This window comes from Rhizobium croatiense, assembly GCF_019793465.1.
Taxonomy (GTDB): Bacteria; Pseudomonadota; Alphaproteobacteria; order Rhizobiales; family Rhizobiaceae; genus Rhizobium; species Rhizobium croatiense.
This window is the reverse complement of sequence record NZ_JAILYJ010000097.1, coordinates 1-350: the sequence shown is the minus strand read 5'-3', so window position 1 is coordinate 350 and position 350 is coordinate 1. Positions and strand designations below refer to the sequence as shown.

The 350-nt window shown below is 59.4% G+C and carries 1 pseudogene; it reads right to left on the bottom strand.

Annotated features, from left to right (window positions below):
- Positions 1–169: 169 nt before the first annotated feature.
- Positions 170–350: pseudogene (locus tag K6M89_RS32035) on the bottom strand (nitrogenase molybdenum-iron protein alpha chain); the annotation flags it as partial.

Genomic DNA, 350 nt, shown 5'->3' with positions numbered 1-350 from the left:
GGAACAGGGGAGCATGGTCGAGAACTTTTTCCGCCGACTGCGGCATAGTAAGCACCTTTCTTTTCATCGCGCCGCACCGGTGGCGGCAATGGGATGTCATCTGTCACGAGTGCGGATCAAGTCCGATGGGAAGAGCCTGGCCTGCCCCTTCCCAAGACAGGCCAGGCTCTCATTCGGCCGCAACCGCCTCAGCTGGCGCGGCCTCTTTTTTCCAGGGGACGTTGTAGAGATCCCACACCGGATTATTGATGGCCAGATCCATGTCGCGGGCGAATATGGCGAAGCCGTCATAGCCGTGATACGGGCCGGAATAATCCCAGGAGTGCATCTGGCGGAAGGGGATGCCCATC